This window comes from Prevotella sp. E13-27, assembly GCF_023217965.1.
Taxonomy (GTDB): domain Bacteria; phylum Bacteroidota; class Bacteroidia; order Bacteroidales; family Bacteroidaceae; genus Prevotella.
In genome coordinates this window covers 2026303-2045722 of record NZ_JALPSC010000001.1, presented here as the reverse complement: position 1 = coordinate 2045722, position 19420 = coordinate 2026303, and the positions used below count along the sequence as shown (strand labels likewise).

Annotated in this window: 20 protein-coding genes; 2 read left to right on the top strand and 18 right to left on the bottom strand. The window is 44.0% G+C overall.

Going from position 1 to position 19420, the window contains the following annotated elements; all coding sequences use genetic code 11:
• Window positions 1-21: 21 nt before the first annotated feature.
• On the top strand, window positions 22-768 hold the full coding sequence (locus M1L52_RS08020) for an MlaE family ABC transporter permease (RefSeq protein ID WP_248614408.1): 747 nt from the start codon (window positions 22-24) through the stop codon (window positions 766-768).
• Complete coding sequence (locus M1L52_RS08015; RefSeq protein WP_248614407.1) at window positions 765-1529, top strand: ABC transporter ATP-binding protein; 765 nt, start codon at window positions 765-767, stop codon at window positions 1527-1529. The genes M1L52_RS08020 and M1L52_RS08015 overlap by 4 nt, the downstream gene beginning before the upstream one ends.
• A gap of 18 nt (window positions 1530-1547) precedes the next feature.
• Here M1L52_RS08015 and M1L52_RS08010 read toward each other — a convergent pair whose 3' ends face one another.
• The 18 genes from M1L52_RS08010 to M1L52_RS07930 all read right to left on the bottom strand — a co-directional run bounded on the left by M1L52_RS08010 (window position 1548) and on the right by M1L52_RS07930 (window position 19174).
• Complete coding sequence (locus M1L52_RS08010; RefSeq protein ID WP_248614406.1) at window positions 1548-1967, bottom strand: hypothetical protein; 420 nt, start codon at window positions 1965-1967, stop codon at window positions 1548-1550.
• Window positions 1964-3277 (bottom strand): ribosome biogenesis GTPase Der, encoded by a 1314-nt coding sequence (gene der / locus M1L52_RS08005; RefSeq protein ID WP_248614405.1) that lies wholly within the window; start codon window positions 3275-3277, stop codon window positions 1964-1966. Before der ends, M1L52_RS08010 begins: the two co-directional genes overlap by 4 nt.
• Before the next feature lie 214 nt (window positions 3278-3491).
• A complete protein-coding gene (gene era, locus M1L52_RS08000; RefSeq protein WP_248614404.1) occupies window positions 3492-4376 on the bottom strand; it encodes a GTPase Era in 885 nt (294 codons plus the stop codon).
• A gap of 18 nt (window positions 4377-4394) precedes the next feature.
• Window positions 4395-5606 carry an MFS transporter gene (locus tag M1L52_RS07995; RefSeq protein WP_248614403.1) on the bottom strand — a complete coding sequence of 404 codons (1212 nt, stop codon included), beginning with the start codon at window positions 5604-5606 and terminating at the stop codon, window positions 4395-4397.
• Window positions 5607-5611: 5 nt separating this feature from the next.
• The gene (trxB, locus tag M1L52_RS07990; RefSeq protein ID WP_248614401.1) at window positions 5612-6550 is read right to left on the bottom strand and encodes a thioredoxin-disulfide reductase; all 939 of its coding nucleotides are present in this window, start codon (window positions 6548-6550) and stop codon (window positions 5612-5614) included.
• Window positions 6550-7101 carry a glutathione peroxidase gene (locus tag M1L52_RS07985; protein WP_248614400.1) on the bottom strand — a complete coding sequence of 184 codons (552 nt, stop codon included), beginning with the start codon at window positions 7099-7101 and terminating at the stop codon, window positions 6550-6552. The genes trxB and M1L52_RS07985 overlap by 1 nt, the downstream gene beginning before the upstream one ends.
• 110 nt (window positions 7102-7211) lie before the next feature.
• Window positions 7212-8132 carry a DNA/RNA non-specific endonuclease gene (locus tag M1L52_RS07980; RefSeq protein WP_248614398.1) on the bottom strand — a complete coding sequence of 307 codons (921 nt, stop codon included), beginning with the start codon at window positions 8130-8132 and terminating at the stop codon, window positions 7212-7214.
• Window positions 8133-8230: 98 nt separating this feature from the next.
• Window positions 8231-8485, bottom strand: a complete 255-nt coding sequence (locus tag M1L52_RS07975) for a type B 50S ribosomal protein L31 (RefSeq protein WP_248506248.1) — start codon at window positions 8483-8485, stop codon at window positions 8231-8233.
• A gap of 122 nt (window positions 8486-8607) precedes the next feature.
• Window positions 8608-9900, bottom strand: a complete 1293-nt coding sequence (locus tag M1L52_RS07970; protein ID WP_248614397.1) for a DNA/RNA non-specific endonuclease — start codon at window positions 9898-9900, stop codon at window positions 8608-8610.
• Window positions 9901-10417: 517 nt separating this feature from the next.
• Entirely contained in the window at window positions 10418-10786 is a 369-nt protein-coding gene (locus tag M1L52_RS07965) for a DUF1016 domain-containing protein (RefSeq protein WP_262917985.1), read from the bottom strand.
• A 12-nt stretch (window positions 10787-10798) separates the two neighbouring features.
• Window positions 10799-11467: a DUF1016 N-terminal domain-containing protein gene (locus M1L52_RS07960; protein WP_248614395.1), complete on the bottom strand. Its 669-nt coding sequence runs from the start codon at window positions 11465-11467 to the stop codon at window positions 10799-10801.
• A 139-nt stretch (window positions 11468-11606) separates the two neighbouring features.
• Window positions 11607-11705, bottom strand: coding sequence for a DUF4062 domain-containing protein (locus M1L52_RS07955; protein ID WP_248614394.1), 99 nt, complete (start codon window positions 11703-11705; stop codon window positions 11607-11609).
• A gap of 111 nt (window positions 11706-11816) precedes the next feature.
• Window positions 11817-12881, bottom strand: a complete 1065-nt coding sequence (locus M1L52_RS07950) for an IS110 family transposase (RefSeq protein ID WP_248613919.1) — start codon at window positions 12879-12881, stop codon at window positions 11817-11819.
• A gap of 423 nt (window positions 12882-13304) precedes the next feature.
• Window positions 13305-13550 (bottom strand): winged helix-turn-helix domain-containing protein, encoded by a 246-nt coding sequence (locus M1L52_RS16545; RefSeq protein ID WP_410896778.1) that lies wholly within the window; start codon window positions 13548-13550, stop codon window positions 13305-13307.
• Window positions 13547-15040 (bottom strand): RNA-binding domain-containing protein, encoded by a 1494-nt coding sequence (locus M1L52_RS07945; RefSeq protein WP_248614393.1) that lies wholly within the window; start codon window positions 15038-15040, stop codon window positions 13547-13549. The genes M1L52_RS16545 and M1L52_RS07945 overlap by 4 nt, the downstream gene beginning before the upstream one ends.
• A gap of 180 nt (window positions 15041-15220) precedes the next feature.
• Window positions 15221-16525: an McrC family protein gene (locus tag M1L52_RS07940; RefSeq protein ID WP_248614391.1), complete on the bottom strand. Its 1305-nt coding sequence runs from the start codon at window positions 16523-16525 to the stop codon at window positions 15221-15223.
• Window positions 16518-18458, bottom strand: a complete 1941-nt coding sequence (locus tag M1L52_RS07935) for an McrB family protein (RefSeq protein WP_248614390.1) — start codon at window positions 18456-18458, stop codon at window positions 16518-16520. The genes M1L52_RS07940 and M1L52_RS07935 overlap by 8 nt, the downstream gene beginning before the upstream one ends.
• A 47-nt stretch (window positions 18459-18505) precedes the next feature.
• Window positions 18506-19174 (bottom strand): hypothetical protein, encoded by a 669-nt coding sequence (locus M1L52_RS07930; RefSeq protein WP_248614389.1) that lies wholly within the window; start codon window positions 19172-19174, stop codon window positions 18506-18508.
• Between the last annotated feature and the right edge of the window lie 246 nt (window positions 19175-19420).

Here is a 19420-nt window from a genome sequence, read left to right as displayed (position 1 = left end):
AAAAGACAAAAGGTTATTATTATGATGATTTACAAATGGCTTACAGCCTTCGGACGCTATCTGATTCTTATGGGCAGGACATTTTCCGTGCCTGAGCGTTTCCGCATGTTCTGGAAGCAATATATCAAGGAGATGGCACAGCTTGGCGTCAACTCGATAGGCATAGTGCTGCTCATCTCGTTCTTCATAGGTGCCGTGATTTGTATTCAGATGAAGCTGAACATTGAGAGTCCTTGGATGCCTCGCTGGGTGGCAGGCTACACCACTCGAGAGATTATGCTCCTTGAGTTCTCAAGTTCAATAATGTGTCTTATCCTGGCAGGAAAGGTAGGCTCGAACATTGCCTCTGAGATAGGCACGATGCGTGTGACACAGCAGATTGACGCGCTCGACATCATGGGTGTGAACTCAGCCTGCTATCTCATTCTGCCAAAGATAATGGGCATGCTGACAATAATGCCGTTCCTTGTTATCTTCTCATCGGTGATGGGCATCATAGGAGCTTACGGCACAGCCTACATAGGTCATATCATGCCGCCCGACGACCTCACGGCAGGACTGCAGCACGACTTCCAGGCATGGTTTGTGTGGATGTCAATAATAAAGAGCCTGTTCTTTGCATTCATCATATCCAGTGTACCATCATATTTCGGATATACTGTTGAAGGTGGCTCAGTAAACGTGGGTAAGGCATCGACAGATGCTGTCGTGTCATCGAGCGCACTCATCCTGTTCAGTGATGTATTCTTAACACAACTGCTATCATGATTGAAGTAAAAGACCTACATAAATCGTTTGAGGAGAAAGAGGTTCTCAAAGGCATCTCCACAGTCTTTGAAGACGGAAAGACCAACCTCATCATTGGACAGAGCGGCAGTGGAAAGACTGTTTTGATGAAGAACCTCGTGGGACTGTTTGACCCAACGAGCGGACAGATACTCTACGACGGACGCGACTTCGTACAGATGACAAAGAAAGAGAAGGTGCTCATGCGCCGCGAGATGGGCATGATATTCCAGAGTGCTGCTCTCTTTGACTCGATGACCGTACTTGAAAACGTGATGTTCCCACTCGACATGTTCTCAGACATGACGCTACGCGACCGTACTAAGCGAGCAATGGACTGTCTGGCACGTGTGAACCTCGTTGGAGCCGAGCAGAAATATCCTGGTGAGATATCGGGTGGTATGCAGAAGCGCGTTGCCATAGCACGTGCCATAGCCCTGAACCCAAAGTATCTCTTCTGCGACGAACCGAACTCTGGTCTTGACCCTAAGACATCGCTGGTAATAGATGAGCTGTTGCACAGCATCACTCACGAGTTCAACATGACGACCATCATAAACACCCACGACATGAACTCAGTGATGGGCATTGGTGAGAACATTGTCTTCATCTACGAGGGACACAAGGAGTGGCAGGGAGTGTCGGCCGACATCATGGGCTCAACAAACAAACGTCTCACTGACTTCATCTTCGCCAGCGATCTGCTGAAAGAGATGAGAGAAGCGATACGAGTCAAGAGGTGAGAGGTAAGAGGTAAGAGGTTATTTCATCTTCCATTCACCATTGTGTTCCACCATTGGAACAACAATCTCTTCCTTCATGGAGTCGGCATAGTTTATGGTGAGGAACACCTGCATGATGTTCAATGTAGAGTCGGCCTTGGCATTTGTCACGACAAACGAGTTTATGCCGCCATGTGCCTGCTTCTGCTGGATGACGAATTGCTTGTAGGATGTGAGCAGTTCCTCCCTATAGCTATCAGGAATGCTATCAATGCCTACCCTACCCTTTAAGAACGCCTCATAACGTCCATCAAACAGATTGGTATAGTTCTCCTTTACAGCCTCCATAGCCTGCTCTGTTGGTGTCAGTTCCTTTGAGCATGCCACGAGAAGCGCCAAAAGGAGGAGCGCCAACTGACAACTTAGCGCTCCTTTATGAAAGATTTTGAAGTTTCTCATTTCTGACGAACAAATACATTTATTGGCGAACCTGTGAGATTCCAGTTCTCGCGAATCTTGTTTTCAAGGAAACGCTTGTATGGCTCTTTTATATACTGTGGCAGGTTTGCATAGAATATGAAAGTAGGAATCTGCGTGTCAGGCACCTGACTCACATACTTTATCTTGATATACTTGCCCTTGATTGATGGCGGTGGTGTAGCCTCAACGATGGGGAGCATCACCTCGTTAAGCTTGGATGTGCCAATCTTCACCTTGCGGTTCAGATAGACTTCCTTTGCAGTCTCCAGCACCTTGAAGATGCGCTGTTTGGTGAGCGCTGAAGCAAAGATGATGGGGAAGTCAACAAATGGAGCCATGCGCTTGCGGATAGCATTCTCGAAGGTATCAATGACAATCTGAGACTTCTCCTCCACGAGATCCCATTTGTTTACCACTACAACAAGACTCTTATTATTCTTCTGTATGAGCTGGAAGATATTCATGTCCTGAGCCTCTATGCCACGTGTAGCATCAATCATCAGGATGCACACATCAGAGTTTTCAATGGCACGAATTGAACGCATAACAGAATAGAACTCCAAATCCTCAGTCACCTTGTTCTTACGGCGGATACCAGCAGTATCAACAAGATAGAAGTCGAAACCGAACTTATCGTAGCGAGTATAGATGGAGTCGCGCGTGGTGCCTGCAATATCAGTCACGATGTGACGGTCTTCGCCAATGAATGCATTGATGAGACTTGACTTACCTGCGTTTGGACGACCTACGACAGCAAAACGGGGTATGCCCTCTTCAAGGTTGTCGCCAGACTTCTCAGGCAGCACCTCAAGAACCTTGTCAAGAAGGTCGCCAGTACCACTGCCAGTGGCAGCACTGACAGGATATGGATCTCCAAGTCCGAGCTTGAAGAAATCGTACTGTCCATAGAGGTCTTTTGCGTCATCGGCCTTGTTTGCCACAAGGATTGTTGGCAGTTTTGCACGACGCAGAATCTGAGCTACATCCATGTCCCAGTCAGTAACTCCATTCTTAATATCACAAACGAAGAGCACCAAGTCGGCCTCTTCAGTGGCAATGATTACCTGCTTGCGTATTTCTTCTTCAAAGATGTCATCACTGTTGACAACCCATCCGCCTGTATCAACGACAGAGAACTCACGTCCGCTCCATTCGCACTTACCGTACTGGCGGTCGCGAGTCGTACCGGCTTCGTCACTGACGATAGCCTGGCGGCTGTTTGTCAAACGATTAAATAATGTAGACTTACCCACGTTAGGACGGCCTACAATAGCAACTAAATTTCCCATAATACGTATTATTTGGGTGCAAAGTTACGACTTTTTTACTGATAAATCTGCCTTATCGTGCGTTTTTATAAAAAAAAAGTATTTTTGCACCATAAAACGCTTTAACCATAAAACGACATGCTGAAGAGATTTTTTCGAGCCTCGTCTTTACTGCACTACTAACTGCAGCATCAGCCCAGACGGCACGCGGGACGCTATCAACAGCTGATCAGGCTTAATCCGGATTATAGCCGAAGTTATCGAGTTCTTTCTTCGATGAGCGCCAGTCTTTATCTACCTTTACGAAAATCTCGAGGTAGATGTGCTTGTCGAAGAATTTCTCGAGTGTCCTACGGGCTTCGGTAGAGACTTTCTTCAGAGCTGTGCCCTGATGGCCAATGATGATGCCTTTCTGCGAATCGCGCTCAACATAGATGACAGCATTGATGTGAATCTGGCGATCGTCTTCCTTGAAACGCTCCACTACAACCTCAACGGAATAGGGCACCTCCTTGTCATAATAAAGAAGAATCTTCTCGCGAATAATCTCAGAGACGAAGAAGCGGGCAGGCTTGTCGGTGAGCTGGTCCTTGTCGAAGAAAGCAGGACTCTCAGGGAGCAGCTCCTTTATGCGTTTCATAAGAATGTCAACGCCGAACTTATTCTTTGCCGAGATAGGGAGTATCTCTGCATTAGGCAGCAGCGAGTGCCATTTCTCCACTATGTCGCCAAGCTGTTTCTGGTCGCTCTCGTCAATCTTGTTAATGAGCAGCAGGACAGGTATGGTCATCTTCTGAACCTTCTCGAGGAAATCCATGTTCTTCTCTGGATTCTCCACCACGTCAGTGACATAAAGCAGCACATCGGCATCAGCAAGGGCTGACTCTGAGAAGGCAAGCATTGACTCCTGCAACTTATAGTTAGGCTTCAGCACTCCTGGAGTATCGCTGAAGACTATCTGCATGTCATCGGTATTTACAATGCCCATGATACGATGGCGCGTTGTCTGTGCCTTGAATGTTGCAATGGAGATACGCTCACCAACCAACTGGTTCATGAGTGTTGACTTTCCCACGTTGGGGTTTCCTACGATGTTTACGAATCCTGCTTTGTGCTTCATTTTCTTATGTTTATTTGTTTATCTTACTGTTGGGTTGAGGTTTCTGCTCAAGAAGAAAGTCCTGGTCGCCATGAAGAAGGTTGCCACACCTACAGCATTGACGAATGCTACTGTCCAGAATGCCATGTCATAGCCAAGAAGCTCTGCGATGATACCTCCGAGGAGTATGCCCAGTCCCATGCCTATGTCCCACGATATAAGTATTGTTGAATTTGCCGTGCCACGCTGGTTGTTTTGTGCCACACAGATGGTCATATTCTGGAAGGCGGGCCACATGTGACCGTTGCCCAAACCTATTAGTATTGCCGAACCATAGTAGCCTACGAAAGTTAAGGATGAGTCCAAGGTGGGCAATAATATAAACAAGGTGTATCCCACTAAGGAGATTACCATACCACTGGCAGCATTATATGTGAGCCTTCCGGCACGCAATGCTTTGCCTCCCTGTATCCGGCTGAGCATGAGTCCTATCGAGCAGAGCATGAAGTATGTGCCCGTGCCACCGGATATGCCGAGTGTCTCCTTACCATAGATGGCGAGATAGTTGCTCAGCACTCCGAAGCAGAAGCCAAAAGCCACCATATTCAGTCCTAACAGCCATCCGCGAGTGAGAAAGAAGCGGTCGAGTGACAGCTTAGACTTGTTTTTCACCACCTCCTTGCCAGAAAGTGTCACCGTGGCGTCTATCCCCCACCCTATACATGCCACTGCAAGGGCTATCCAGAACAGCAGGTCGAAACTGTTGGTGATGCTATAGATGAAGATGCCTATCGTTGGGGCTATTGCCATAGCGAGGTTGTTGCTAAGTCCATAGAAGCCTATACCCTCTGTTCTCCTGCTGGACGGCAGCACGTCGATGGCTACCGTTGAGTTGGCAACTGTCAGCGCCCCAAAAGGTCCGCCATGAAGTGTTCTGACAATGGTGAACAGCAGCAGGGTTGATGCCGCCAGATAGCCTGCAAAGAATATTGCGAAAGCTCCGAAGCACACCATCAACACTGTCTTTCGAGGGAAGGAGTCAACGAAATATCCGCTGAACGGACGCAGCAGCAGCGCTGTTATGGTATAGCCCGAGAGCACCAGTCCTATAACATCCTTCGTTGCGCCGAAATGTTCACTGAGATAGAGCGGCAGAAGCGGAGTAAGAACATAAAAGGCGAAGAACAGCGAAAAATTCGCTGCCATCACCTTACAGTAGTTACGGTTCCACAACCGCTCTTCACTATTCATTCCTTCTATTTCTCGGTTTCCAACAGGAACCTCTCGGCCTCAATGGCTGCCTGGCAACCTGTGCCAGCAGCTGAGATAGCCTGACGATAGACAGGGTCGGCACAGTCGCCTGCAACGAACACGCCTGCCAGCTTTGTGCGTGGAGTGCCGTCAATCTTCTTCAGATAGCCCACTTCATCGGTATCGAGCCACTCCTTGAAGATGTCGGTGTTAGGCTTATGGCCTATGGCGAGGAAGAATCCGTCGATAGCAATGTCAACCATCTGCTCGTCGGCTTCGCCCTTACGCTTCACGAGATGAGCACCCTCTACGCCATCCTCTCCAAACAGTCCAACGGTGTTGTGCTCAAAGAGGATCTCAATGTTCTCGTGCTCCATCACTCGCTGCTGCATCACCTTAGATGCACGCAGGAAAGGCTTGCGAACAATGAGATAGACCTTCTTGCAGAGTCCGCTAAGGTAGAGTGCGTCCTCGCATGCTGTATCGCCGCCGCCTACCACTGCCACAGTTTTCTTACGATAGAAGAAGCCGTCGCAGGTAGCACATGCAGACACGCCCATGCCGTTATACTTACGCTCATCGTCGAGTCCGAGATATTTTGCTGAGGCACCTGTGGCAATGATTACCGTGTCACATGACAGCTCACGGTCATTGTCATCCCATGCCTTATAAGGACGAGCCGAGAAATCCACTCGTACTATCTCACCATCGCGTATGTCTGTGCCGAAGCGTGCTGCCTGCTCGCGCAAATCCATCATCATCTGATTGCCATCGACACCCTGAGGATAGCCAGGGAAGTTCTCCACCTCAGTGGTCTGGGTGAGCTGACCGCCTGGTTGCAGACCGCAATACTCCACTGGCGAGAGGTTTGCTCTTGAAGCGTAGATGGCAGCGGTATATCCGGCAGGACCGCTACCTATGATTAGACACTTTACTCTTTCCATTATTTCAGCAGTTCTTCAATCTTTGCTGCAATATTCTCGATTTTCTCAGTTGGCTCGAAACGTGCCACTACCATACCATTCTTGTCAATGAGGAACTTTGTGAAGTTCCACTTGATATCTGGTTTCTCCTTGTAGTTGGGGTCTTCCTTGGAGAGCATATCATCGAGGATATGGGCGATAGGATGCTCCATGTCCCAACCAGCGAAGCCCTTCATCTCCTGCAGATACTTGAACAGAGGCTCAGCATCGTCACCATTTACCTTCACCTTCTTGAAGCGTGGGAACTCTGTGCCGAAGTTCAGCTTACAGAACTCGTGAATAGACTCGTCAGTGCCAGGAGCCTGCTGACCGAACTGATTACATGGGAAGTCAAGAATGACAAAATCCTGTGAACGATATTTCTCGTAGAGTTTCTCAAGCTCTTCATACTGTGGCGTGAATCCGCACTTTGTAGCCGTATTTACGATAAGCACTACTTCATTAGCATACTCACGGAGCGAAACCTCCTTACCTTTTCTGTCCTTGACAGAGAAATCATAAATTGTTCTCATCGGTCTTTTATATGATAAAATAAATGTAATCTAACTGTTTTTAGTTTCTGCAAAAATACACATAAACTTTTGTTTTGCCAAACTAATTACAGAAAATTAAACATTTCGCATCAAATTCCCCATGCCTTTCGGCAATTCTCTACAGGTAGTTCCTCTACTTCTTTCTCTGTTTTATCAGGCAGATTACAGAAGAAGTCTATTCCTGTGCGTGCCTCAAGAGAATGAATATTAACAGCATAGCCGCCAAGCGACTCCTGACCGGTGTATGCAGTTGACTTATGTTCCATCCAGAAGCCTATTGCCTTATACCCTTGCTTGTTTTTCGCCAACAGCGCGACAAAGAAATATTTCGGCACACGCAGTTCGTCCTTCACCTTCATCAACAGCTGACTGTCCTCGATAGTACCACCCTTAACAACATAGAGAGTGTCTGTTGTTGAAACCTTAGCCCAGTCACGCACCTTATTCTCGAGTCTTACCCACGCACTGGTATAATTGTCACCAGCATTGAAATTATAATACTGTGGCTGAATGTTAGTGAAGTAATATGTCTGTGCATTTGCAGCAACAGAATACTGACGGTCAGCAGACGGACAGATATGGCCACGAGTAAAACCTGAGCCTTTATATGCCGCATTAGTATCAGCCAGACGCAGCGACTGAGGCAGGTCTGGATCTTCCTTGAATTCGTTAGCACGCCCTGCACCACCTGTGAATTTCATATTGTCCTTATATATCATCTGATAGCAGGTCCAACGTGATGATTTCTTTTCCGAGTCCCATTCTACGGCATAGTTCACACCTTTAGAATAAGCATCCGATGTCTTATGGATAATAACCATAGACGTACCTTTTTTCACACTCGGGAACTCCAGTCTACCGAGCAATGGCTCATGACTTACGTCGTTGCGGTTCACATTAGCCTCAGAAGAGCCGCCGTCTTCATCATCATCCTTTGAGCATGACACCACACACAGCGCTGCTGCTAGCAGCATGCACACACTCACGAAAAGGTTACGGTTCATTTTCATCGTCTTAAGAATAAAGTGTTTGTAATAAAAAAGGTGCATTCGAGGCATATGCAACTACCCTGAACGCACCTTATTTTTATAATCGCTGTATCTATCTCTTATTTCTTCGAAGCCTTACCGTAACGGCTCATGAACTTATCAACACGACCTGCGGTGTCAACGAGCTTGCTCTTACCTGTGTAGAATGGGTGTGAGCTACTTGAGATTTCAACTTTTACCACTGGGTAAGTTTCGCCTTCGAACTCTACAGTATCGTTTGTCTTTGCAGTAGACTTCGTAAGGAACATATCGCCGTTAGACATGTCCTTGAACACGACGGGGCGATAGTTTTCTGGATGAATACCTTTTTTCATTTCTTTGTCTTAAAATTGGGTTTATACTAATTTCGGGCTGCAAAGTTACTAACTTTTTTCCTTCCCCACAAATATTTTTGCAAAAAAACTATATTATAATCCCAATTTCATTCTATTTTGCCCTACATCCCCCAGACATTCTTCAAATTAGAGACAGGAAGTGTTTCCACCTGTTCTTCCACTGTATCTGGCAGATTATGGAAGAAGTCAAGGCCAGTCTTCTGTTCCAAATCACGGATATTTACCAAATAGTTGCTTACAGAGGCGTTAGATGGGTAGTCGTCGCGATGTTCCACCCACAGACCTACGGCTGTGTAACCAGTAGAGCTCTTGCCAAGAAGTGCCATGAAGAAATATTTCGGCACAGGAATCATGTTCGCATCAGCGCCCAGATATCCTATGATATTTTCTTCCTTATCTATGGTTCCGCCCTTACATACATAGAGTGTGTCGAAACGTTCGGCCCATGTACGCACCTGATCTTCCATCTTCTCCCATAATCCAGCGTTGAAAGCATGAACCTGTGGATGCATGTTTGTCATATAGAACGTCTGTTCGTTAGACTGTGCCGATGCCATTCTGTCTGCAGAAGGCAGTATATGTCCGTGATCATAGCCAGACCTGACGTATGGGTCTGGATCGAGATGATAAGCCAATGGGAGGAATACATCGTTAGGATAGCCACCCTGGTAACGAGATACCAATCTGGCCATCACGCTCTCGTACATCTGATAGCAGCTCCAGCGCTGAGCATGCTTGTTGGTATCCCACTCTACGGAATAGTTCACGCCCTCTTCACCAGTCTCATCATTGAGTTTCGCTGTGTGAACAACAATGAGGTTGTTGTCACCTCCCTGTCTCATAGGAAATTCAAGACGTTTCAACACAGACCTCAGAGTTTCCTCAGAATTATATTTCTTAAGGCTGACCAGATAGTTGCCCTGAATAAATTCGAGCGTTGTACCACGATAGTTTTTCACCTGTCCACAAACCACCACAGTATCACCTACGGCAAGCTCATCGCCCACCGTCACTGGCGCCCTGTTCACAAGCGACCCTCTATACACAGTGAACTGTTCATAACCCACTTGACTGTCGGCGATATAATACGTGGCATTACCATATTGTGTGGACATCTCCTTCACCTTGGTGATGATGCCACGAGCATAAACTTCCGCACCGTCTTTCAACAGTGCGTCAGTCTCCAGCCCTTGACAGGCAACGAGCAGTTCTGCCACAGTATAAGGATTGTCGGCAGTTCCCTTCTCAGCCTTTGTGAAGGTTATCTCCTGGACGTCATCGACATTTATCGATGTGACAGTTCCGTTCTTATATTGTATGTTGATAAACGATTGTGCCTGTGCATACATTGCAAACATAGCAAAAACAGGCAGCAGAGCATACTTCATTGACATAATATCGGCATTTAATCATTGTTTTTCGTTGGCAAAGATACGAAAAGTCTAGAAAAATGCAAAAGAAAAGCCACTTTCCTTTTGTATTTCTCTCGTTTTTGTGTAACTTTGACTCCGTCGAAGTTACTTAGCACTCGGAATAGGAAAGAAAAATAAACTTTTCTTTCGCTCTTCTCTCGTTTTTTCGTAACTTTGTTAGAATTCTCAGCTTTTCTTTGTATAAAGGCAGTCTGGGGGATTGATGAAAATCTGGGTTACGAATTGGCAACCGTACTCAATTCCACATTCTGCTATAAACTGCATCAAAGAACACCCGATGCTGAGCCAGCAACCGTACTATGACTCATCATCGGGTGCAAAGGTAATCATTCTTTTTGAATGAACCAAATCTATTCACTTCTTTTTGTTCTGAGCTTGCTCTTCGCTCACCAAGCATATTGCGGCATTTTGTGTGGCACTTGCTTGAAAAGTGCGTATTAGGCTACGTCCTCTTACTCACCGACAGTGCGGATATTCCTTAGCGATTGTCATTATATTCCTTAGCAATGAGTATTGAACGATTGAGTTTGTCAATAAACCACTGTTTATCTGGTAAGCAGGTAAGGTATTGAGCCACTTTGATGTGATCCTCGTTCAGCATCATCAGCTCAATATGTTCTGTATTACCTTCGCTGCATAGCAGAAGACCGATAGGTGGATTCTCATCTGGTTGCATATCATATTTCTGCAGGTATTTGAGATATAATTCCATCTGCCCTTTATATTGAGGCTTGAATTTTCCAAGTTTGAGGTCAATAGCTATCAGGCACTTCAGCTTTCGATGATAGAAAAGCAAATCAAGATAATAGTCTGTGCCATCAATTGTAAAACGTTTCTGACGCTCCAGAAATGCGAAACCTTATTCAAGCTCAAGGATAAAAGCTTCTAGCTGTTTGGCGATAGCATCTTCCAGTTCTTCTTCAGAATAGTAGCCGTTCAGTCCCAGGAAATCCAGCACGTATGAATTGCGTAGCACTACATCTGGCTCCATGTGGGTTGGAGTCACCTTCTCAAGAGTCTTCACTATCTCATCTTCAGGTTTTACAGCTATCAGAGAACGTTCGTACGCCATCTCATCCTGTTTATCTCGTAACTGCCTGACACTCCAATGCTCAGCAATGCCCATCTGTTGATAGAACAATCGCTTGTTATTATCTTCTATGGTAACGAGTTCCAAAAAATGACTCCACGTTAATGTTTGCGACAGTGTCGCAAACATTTCTTCGTCGCTATAAAATCGAGCGACTTTCATCATCCTTGTGACAGCAGTATAGGTATATCCTTTGCCATAACGTGCAGTCAATCTTTGCGACAGTGTCGCAAGAATTTTGCTGCCATAGGCAGAATACTGCTTGTAGCCCATATCCTCATTAATATAATGGCCTATATGCCAGAACATCAAGTCAGAATGCTTGTTCACATACACAACAACCTCTTGCCGTGCATTGTCAATAATGTCGGATACTCCCTTATATAGGCTATCACTTACCTGCTCAATTGCTTTCGTTTCTACTATTTCGTTTGCCATATCTCATTTCGTTTGCAAAGTTAATGCTTTTATTCCGTATATCGTTACAGCCCTCAACTCCCTTTAGGCAGTTCTCCAGATTGCTCAACTTACTGTCGAGTGGAATCGTTCCCTTGTGCGACATCATCACGTCGTACCCTTAGCCGTCCAGTGTAGAGTACACCATGTCCAACTGTGACTCAAAGTCATACACCGTTGATGATACGAACACCTTTATATGGTTCCTTTCTTGATACATATCTTATGGCTTTTGTAATTAAAACGTTTTAGTTCCTTATTCTATTGTTTACGTAAATGAATCAGGAGAACCGCATTCTATGCTAAATTCCAAACATTGATTGATATTTAACTATATATTTAACACTTGAGGAGCTAGGCTTACCTCGTTACTCGTTCTATACACGTTATCGGGATTGTATTTTACCCGATCTCTGACCATTGCCACGAGGATGTGCAGCATCTTGTTCTTGATGTTATTATGTATCAGCAACGGATGCTTGCCTCGTTCTATGAGCCGCTGATAATAGCTGTGTACGTTTATGTCAAACTTAATTGCCGCCAGTGCCGCTTGCGAGAGTAAGGACTTAATCCTCCTGTTGGCAAAAGGACTGACCTGAGGCCTGCTGTTGACGCTAGTGCCCGATTGTCGTCCGAATGGAGCAATACCATAATAGCAGGCTATCTTCCTTGAGTCTAGGTCAAATTTCTGGAAGTTGTCCGTATAGACCATCAGGCACGTCGCATTCTGCACTCCAATGCCTGGCATGGAGGTGATGATGCCAAAGATCTCCCTGAGTTCGTCATCAGAGGCAATGATTTCCTTAATCTTCTGGTCACATTTCGCGATGGCTTTGTTTACCTCTGTAATAAGGTGTTTGCTGGTAAAAGACATAAAAGCTCTGGCATCCGACTTCTCCTGTGTGAGACGTTTCTCGTCTCTTCTGACCGTCAGTGCTACCTTCTGCCTGACAAGGCTGTGACGATAAAGGAATATCTCTCTCAAACAAGTTAGCGAGGCACTCTGAGGCTTGTGCAGTATCATCTTGTCGTAGTTACGCATAGCATACTCTGCGATGGCCCGTGAGTCAGCCTTGTCGTTCTTTACACGTTGGATACCTGCAGAGTGCTTGATCTTGTAGGCACACTCCAGCCACATGTCATAGCCCGAGGCATAAAGATAGTTGCTAAGCCCGATACTATACCCACCGGTATTCTCCCCACAGAAGAGCCAGGAATCTGCCGCAAAGCCCTCTGCATGAGCCTTCACCCACTTCGCCAGACGACGATAGCCTGATGTTTTGTTGTCAAACACTTCGTGCACGCTAGGGGCACATTCCTTCAGTCCCTCTGCCTGAATGAGGGTCGCATCAAACTTTTCTTTCGAGAAATCGATGCCAATAAAGATTTTTTTCATACCTTTGTACCGTTAAAATGAAGGAATTGGCCAATAGTTGTCTGGTCTTGGACTCTAAATAGGCTATTATGCCGCTGGCATTCTATCTGGACTTCGCAACTAAGCAGGAAGGACTAAGACGGTTCATAGACTCTAAAGGACTGTTGTCCCACGGATAGTTTCCCTTTCCTGTCGGCCTCTTCCTCCTTCTGACAACAAAGGTAAGGATTTGGCCGTGATAAAGCAAATTCTTCACTGATATATTCTATCAGAGCGCAAAATTAGAGTCCCCGTGATTTTTTTCTGAAAAAACAAAATCTATTCATATCTTTTTCATCAGAGCTTGCTCAACGCTCTTGAACTGATTGTGGCATCTTTTGTGGCACTTGCCATGAAGGTGCGTATTAGGCTACGTCCTTCTACCGTAATGACATGTCGATTATCTCACTCTATTACTATCCAATTACCGTGGCCTGTAGATCCGTCACGGTCAATGAATCTCAATGATTTGAGTTTATTGATATGCTTTTGGACTGCTGTTAAAGATATTCCGATTCTATTCGCAATATCACTTCTTGTGATATAATTATCTGCATATATCTTATATATATTAGCGGCAGTTTCAGATAACCCTTTAGACAACCCTTTAAATAACCTTATAGACAACCCTTCAAGCAACCTACAGTTCACTCTATTATCTCCCAATAGCCAAACCTTGTTGAACCGATTCGCCGTATTAACCCTAACTCTTTGAGCCTATTTATATGCTTCTGAACGTTTTTGAGCGAAATTCCTGTAAGGTTAACCAACTCGTTTCTGCTGATATTAGGATCTGCTTGAATATGAGAATATATAGCCTTCGCAGTATCAGACACCCCATTAGGCACCCTATTAGACACCCCTTCGGACACCCCAGTACTATTTGACTTAGGTGAAGGCACAGGTAGTATCAGTTCAACTTCGTCAACATCCAGTTTGTTCAGCAGTTGTGGTTCGCCCCAATTGGTTTCTTTCCATGCAGCGATTATCTTTGGGAATCCGGAACCGACATTCTCACCAAAGCCAATCATACGCAGCATATTCTGAATCTTTGGATTACGAGCCTTGGAGTTACCACCACGATAGATAGTCTCTACTGGCAACTTCAACAATCCTGGATTGCGGAAGCAAAGACGGTCATCATGCTTCTCTATTCTTAGAATGCCAGCATCCATCATCAGATCGCAGTGGATAATAGCATTGGTAAAGGCTTCACGAACAGCCTCATGTTGAGGTGTGTCGTCATTTCTCTTGCCGCCTTTCTCCAATTTGAACGGTCTCGGAAGGTCGAACTGAACCTTTGGTGACACGATACGGAAGAACTGATAAAGGTTGTTTTCCCATAGTCCATCGTATGTCAGTCGGTCATGATACCGCTCATCACCCACCAGATGGCTCATGTCTAAATAGTCCATGCGGAAGTTTGCAAAACGGTCTCTTATGGCAAGCCCCTTACCAAACATCATCAGACCCGCCAATGTCAGTCCCTCCTTGCCAGTCTGCCTGTCCTCGGTATATCCGCCAAGATTTCTCAGGAAAGTCTTGTCATCAACCCTATTCCAGACATGGGTACTATTTTCTTGCCTAAACTCGGTACGATATTGGCGCAAAGAATCAGGATCAATGTCGTCCATACCATAGTATTCAATAAGGATACTATCGTTTCCATCTGCATTGGAGTCACGTATCATTGCTTTCACTTGTGCCTCTGTGCAATGATAGTCCCCTTCGTTGTTACGCCTATACGTACCTTTATATACATTGCCATTCAGATATATTGGCTTTGCTCTCCAGTCTGCCTGAGGAACATGGATGCAGACAATCTGTGCCCCATCCATATTCACCACCTCCACATCGCTGTCAACGAGAATATTCTCATTAACCTTGTCGCTGTTGAGAGTATTCCAGAAATCTGTGATAATCTTACGTGGTTCATACACACCAATTATCTGGAATCGCTTACTAACATCCTTCTCCTGCAAGTCTTCATCCACGCCAAGCAGAATCAGTCCACCAATAGTATTGGCAAAAGCCGAATACGTCTGCCAAACCGACTTTGGCACCTCAGCCTTCGCTTTCTTGCATTCCAGCGTCACTCGTTCGCCTTTTAGCAATGTCTCTCTTATTGTTTTTTCGTCCATCTTCATATTTCGTTTGCTAAGTTACAAATTATTTTGGAATTCTACACTTCATATATTTGAAACCAAGTACTTGTCTCTAGGAATTGCTGTAGATCACCAGAACCGTCCCAGTGATTTACCCGTGATTTACAGACACGGTTTGGATTTTTATGCATGACAGGGTACCTATCCCTAGTGTCATTAGGTTTCCAAGTTGTTTATTATCTCTTGTTCAGAGAGGGCCATGTTAGAATAATAATTTTCAAACGATTCAGCTTTGAAAGCAACATCCATACCATAGATGGACATAATGCCACCCTGTCCTTTTAGAGTTTTGGATGGAAGTTTTGATGAAGTCCAATCTACAGGAACAACATACCCACCCTTCTTCCTATTCAAAACATGCATATACGAAATCACCTGATACAGGTCTTTCGTTTGTACTTTGCTCCAATCGTCGTACGATTTGTATTTTGCGTCAAGCACCATTTCTGGACTCAAGAAATCGGGATAGCACCAGCCTGAGCCGTCCGTAAACAGACTCTTACGTCCTTTTGCCTCTTTGTTTCTGGGATGTTCAAAGCCTATGTCTGCGAGGAATGTGTTTAGATATTCTTCCCATAGCCAAGCGCCATCAAACAGAACTCCGTAGATTTCATCATCGTCTCGCCCATATTTCATTTCTTCCTGACGAAGTATCTGCAAGCAAAGCTGTTGCAACGGCCGATACTCACCATAATAAGGGTGGCTAATGGGACGAAGATTCTGATTTATCACTTTCTGCCGTTCATTTCGATTATAAGATGCAGTTGCCTGGCAAATAGCTTTTACGCAATCTGACATATTATCGTCATTGTGGAGGATGTTCCCTGAATACTGATGATGGGAAATGTATTCGATAGTATGCCGGATCAACTGTGTCAGATGATTGTCCTGAGCATATTCACGAGTGGTATAGGCAATCTTGCCTGCAAAGGGAATGTCCTGCCTGATATGACGAGATATATCTATCCTTCCTTTTACATTGGCATCATTATACCTTCGCGTCTGATACTCCCTATACATCCCTTGTTGCATCGCCCGTTTCAAGAACGTCGGGAACAGGTAAATAAGGAAGTCAAAAATACTCTCTTCGTCAGAGTTGAATTGCAAATCAAACAGATTGATGGCAAATACCTTTCTGAGCATGTAGTGCAGGAAGTAGTCATTGCTATCCTGAGCAAAGCGAGAACTGATGCTAACCTTTGTATCGCCACAGCCGATAAAGCCCATGATGTTGCCAGTAACAATCTTTTCATCCTTCACCTCAAAGATATGAGCATCGCCAATCTTATCCCCATAGACATCCAAGTCTTGTGGGAATATCAACAAATTGGGATGCTCCTTCCGGCATAGGTCAGCAATGGTTGGCTCTGTCAACTTCTTGAGTGTGTCAAGATGGCAAAGTTCCTTCTCTGTCAAACGCCATTCAGAGTTGTCCTTTGTCTGTATGGGCAGGCTACTCATTTAGACTCTTCTTGTTATATGCGTCGTGTAACTTCTCTAACAATTCTTTCGCCCTACGATTGCCACGTAGATACTCAAAGAGCAAGCCTTTCAGATGGTTCTCCCATAGGCAATCGAAAGGATTGGTTTTATCTTGATAGTCAAGATACTTTCTGAAGTAAGCAGCACCTATTTGATAAGCCTCATCCAATCCCTCTGTCTCTACGATAGCTTTATTCAAATTGAACATTCTCGCCTTGATTTCATCTTTGGCGAGCGCAAACTCAGGATCTTGCTCTATCATGTTCGTATAACTCTCCTCCGCAGTTACTTCCTGCCAAGCAAAACGGCGACGCATAGCAAAGTCCATACTCTCCACAGAGCGGTCAATGTCGTTCATAGTTCCGATGATATAGACATTCTCTGGGACATAGAAGCCATTTTTAAACACATCGCCCTCTGCAACCATGTTCTGATACTGCGTGTTTACCTTGCCTTTCTCACCTCTGTAACCTGGATCGATAGAGAAGAATAGTTCGCCGAATATCTTTGAGATTTCACCACGATTGATTTCGTCGATAATGAAAATATATGGGGTATTATCTTCTTCATATTTTTTGTCTGCTATATCAAGCATCTTCTGCAAAATTCCACTATAATACACATAGTCGCAAGTTTTGGTTTTCCCTTCTGTTAGTTTTGCAATTAGATTCCAATAATCATCTTTATGCAAATCAGACAAATCGAATTTGTTTTTAAGAAAGAAATGGTCGTATAATAATTTTAGATTATCTTTACTCTCAGTTCGCCTATCACTCCCATATACAATTCTTCCTTTCTCTACTCCGACTTCAAATGATCCATACGGTGTTTTAAGATGTTTAAGTCTGCCTTTCTCTATTGCATCATACACAGATTGATAAATTGGTTCAAAGACATCTTCTTGTCTCATTAACAAATCATTTGTAAAAAGCCTCTTGCAAAATCTCTTGAAGACCCCATCCTTACGTTCAAAACCAACATTTCCATTTGTGTCATTCTTGGTACGTAAACCTTCCACAAAATCTGTATAATCATATGATGGATGGAACTGCACGAAATCCGAATAATGTGAAAACAAATCCTTGTCTTCCTCATCATCCATTACTTCTTCATACGATTTGTTTAAAATCATCTGTGCAGCTATATCCTTAGCTAAAAAAGTTTTTCCCGTTCCTGGTGCTCCTGTTAAGATCAGATTTTTATTCGTCTTCAACAAAGAAGTGTATTTGTCTAACATACTTGTTTCTCTTTCATTATTTGTTGCCATGCTATATCTTTTGTCAGAATTCTTCAAGCTAATATAAACATCCCAGATTGTTCTTTTCTGTATGGTCTCTCCAAGTTGCCTTTTCAGAAACTCCATGATATTAGTACTATTATCTACCCAATCCTCATTTGCAGTCAGAGGCTCATCTGGATTAGAGAAAGGTCTAAGTAATTCCATAAACTCTTTCGTGTTATCCTCATTGGGAATTCGAATAAGAATATCAGGACAAAAAGTAATGAGCATTCTATTGATGGCAGCTTTTGTGTTTCTACCACCACCTTGAATAATAACATTTCTCATCGTGTCCCTTACATCCTTTATCTTTTCAATCCTATTTCCAGAATCAGGATTAATAATACCCTTTAGAATTGGAAGAAATATCTTATTCCAGTTAGAGACAAAAGAACGCCTTTCATTAGTTTCTCTCTCTCCGTTTCTTTGCTTAATTCTGTCTTGCATTTCACCCCGATCTATGCCTGCAACAGGATTAGAACGGGTGAAAAGTTGGTTCCAGTCTGATTCTGGAATATTGTCACTGGTTGTATTGGATTTCACATAGTTTATCCACTTTGAGGTAAACCTATGGAATTCACTAACATCTATATCAGGCAATTGTTGACAAATCTCCAATAAACTCATATTCATACTTTATCGATTTACAGATTCCAAACAAAACTTTTTAGATAACCAAATTACAATTCCATCATTTGAGCAACATGGTCACTTATTTCTTTGTTCCACTCGCAGAGTGCATACGACTTGAAGGCCAAATTTGAGAAAGTATAGTCAAGAAAGAAAGGCGAATTCTCATTAAACCTATGATAATAAGTTGTCTTGCTTTCCTTACCTAACAGCTCTCCTGTTTTTTGGTGATAAGCACTAACATAGCCCATACCTTCCAGAAAGCTGAATATAGTCTCAATGCTATATTGCTTTGTCTCGCCAGCCTGTCCTTTATAACAGTTCATGTCGCCAGAGATAACAGTAGGGCACTCTTTCAAGTATGGAGCATATTCCTGCAATGTTTCCATTGCAATCTGTGGATAATCTTTCGGAGCATTATCATCAGTTCTTGTAGGCCATGCAGCCATGATTAACTTATTCTCAATGATGATAGGAAGGAAATGCTGATGACAGGGGTTATACCATTGTGGGATTTCAGCTTTCATTCCCGATTTCCAAATAACGCCAAGCCCTTTGAAGTCATAATTACCCATCCATTCCATTCTATACCCTTCTGGAACCTTTACTTGAGAAGGACAAGCCACTTCTGGAAGAATAAAGACATCTGCATTGAACTGCATGATTTTGTCTATCTTTTCCTGCGTAGAACGATTTATATTATATGACAATATTTTCATAATTAACTATTTTTTTCTGCATCAACTACATACTCGAATCAAGGGACGTTCCCCTATCTTGCCTCACATTAGTACGAAACACTTCTTTTTTCATATATATTGATGCGTTTATTCCTTATTAGTAGAAATCTATTTTTTTAGGCGTTTCGTGTGCAAATATAATAAATTGATTGCAAGGGAACAAATGTTTTCTTACAAATCAGTTTAAATACAAATAAAAAGGAAGAAATTTACTTGTTTTTCAAA

Coding starts and splice junctions, on each gene's coding strand:
- M1L52_RS08020 (WP_248614408.1), top strand. CDS start 22: ATGATGATTTACAAATGGCTTACAGCCTTCGGACGCTATCTGATTCTT.
- M1L52_RS08015 (WP_248614407.1), top strand. CDS start 765: ATGATTGAAGTAAAAGACCTACATAAATCGTTTGAGGAGAAAGAGGTT.
- M1L52_RS08010 (WP_248614406.1), bottom strand. CDS start 1,967: ATGAGAAACTTCAAAATCTTTCATAAAGGAGCGCTAAGTTGTCAGTTG.
- der (WP_248614405.1), bottom strand. CDS start 3,277: ATGGGAAATTTAGTTGCTATTGTAGGCCGTCCTAACGTGGGTAAGTCT.
- era (WP_248614404.1), bottom strand. CDS start 4,376: ATGAAGCACAAAGCAGGATTCGTAAACATCGTAGGAAACCCCAACGTG.
- M1L52_RS07995 (WP_248614403.1), bottom strand. CDS start 5,606: ATGAATAGTGAAGAGCGGTTGTGGAACCGTAACTACTGTAAGGTGATG.
- trxB (WP_248614401.1), bottom strand. CDS start 6,550: ATGGAAAGAGTAAAGTGTCTAATCATAGGTAGCGGTCCTGCCGGATAT.
- M1L52_RS07985 (WP_248614400.1), bottom strand. CDS start 7,101: ATGAGAACAATTTATGATTTCTCTGTCAAGGACAGAAAAGGTAAGGAG.
- M1L52_RS07980 (WP_248614398.1), bottom strand. CDS start 8,132: ATGAAAATGAACCGTAACCTTTTCGTGAGTGTGTGCATGCTGCTAGCA.
- M1L52_RS07975 (WP_248506248.1), bottom strand. CDS start 8,485: ATGAAAAAAGGTATTCATCCAGAAAACTATCGCCCCGTCGTGTTCAAG.
- M1L52_RS07970 (WP_248614397.1), bottom strand. CDS start 9,900: ATGTCAATGAAGTATGCTCTGCTGCCTGTTTTTGCTATGTTTGCAATG.
- M1L52_RS07960 (WP_248614395.1), bottom strand. CDS start 11,467: ATGGCAAACGAAATAGTAGAAACGAAAGCAATTGAGCAGGTAAGTGAT.
- M1L52_RS07955 (WP_248614394.1), bottom strand. CDS start 11,705: ATGTATCAAGAAAGGAACCATATAAAGGTGTTCGTATCATCAACGGTG.
- M1L52_RS07950 (WP_248613919.1), bottom strand. CDS start 12,881: ATGAAAAAAATCTTTATTGGCATCGATTTCTCGAAAGAAAAGTTTGAT.
- M1L52_RS07945 (WP_248614393.1), bottom strand. CDS start 15,040: ATGGACGAAAAAACAATAAGAGAGACATTGCTAAAAGGCGAACGAGTG.
- M1L52_RS07940 (WP_248614391.1), bottom strand. CDS start 16,525: ATGAGTAGCCTGCCCATACAGACAAAGGACAACTCTGAATGGCGTTTG.
- M1L52_RS07935 (WP_248614390.1), bottom strand. CDS start 18,458: ATGAATATGAGTTTATTGGAGATTTGTCAACAATTGCCTGATATAGAT.
- M1L52_RS07930 (WP_248614389.1), bottom strand. CDS start 19,174: ATGAAAATATTGTCATATAATATAAATCGTTCTACGCAGGAAAAGATA.